The organism is Aeromonas sp. QDB14, from assembly GCF_027707845.1.
Classification (GTDB): domain Bacteria; phylum Pseudomonadota; class Gammaproteobacteria; order Enterobacterales; family Aeromonadaceae; genus Aeromonas; species Aeromonas caviae.
In genome coordinates this window covers 1-812 of record NZ_JAPCJD010000202.1, presented here as the reverse complement: position 1 = coordinate 812, position 812 = coordinate 1, and the positions used below count along the sequence as shown (strand labels likewise).

Sequence of the window (812 nt, the reverse complement as noted above, 5' to 3'; positions counted from 1 at the left end):
GAATCATCCTTAACGCATTGATTTAAAAACCTTTGATACGCTCTCCCTTTTGCCAGGGAAGAGCCTATGTCTGCCAAGAGGATTGCAATGCGTAAAATTCGTGAAGTGCTGCGACTGCGGCTGGAAGCTGACCTCTCTGTTCGCCAAATCAGTATCTGTACCAAGGTCAGTGTCGGCTCCATCCAGAAACTCCTCAAAAGTGCCCAGGCGCTCGGCCTTACCTGGCCCTTACCTACCGAGCTTGATGATGGCCGACTGGCTGCCCTGTTCTATCCGCAGGCCGATACCACCATCTCGGCCCGCCATGTTGTGCCGGATTGGCCCTCTGTCCATCAGGAGCTCAAGCGCAAGGGGGTCTCCAAACAGCTGCTCTGGGAGGAGTACACCCAGCGCTATCCCAATAGCTGTTACAGCTACTCCCAGTTCTGTGACCGTTACAAGTCCTGGTGTCAGTTGCAAAAGCGCTCCATGCGCCAGATCCACAAGGCGGGGGAAAAGCTCTTTATCGACTACTGCGGGCCCACGGTGCCCATCGTGTCGCCGACTACGGGTGAGGTCCGTCAGGCACAAGTCTTTGTCGCCGTGCTCGGTGCGTCCAACTACACCTTTGCCGAGGCCACCTGGTCCCAGTCACTGCCGGACTGGCTGCAAAGCCATGTCCGTGCCTTTGAGTTTTTCGGCGGGACACCGGTACTGCTGATCCCCGACAACCTCAAGAGCGGTGTCAGCAAGGCTTGCCGATACGATCCCGAGCTCAACCCCAGCTACCAGCAGTTGGCCGAGCACTATCAGGTGGCGGTGATGCCAGCTCG

At 57.3% G+C, this 812-nt stretch carries 1 pseudogene; it reads left to right on the top strand.

The window, feature by feature from the left end:
• Positions 1 to 66: 66 nt before the first annotated feature.
• Positions 67 to 812: pseudogene (istA, locus tag PG887_RS22505) on the top strand (IS21-like element ISAs29 family transposase); the annotation flags it as partial.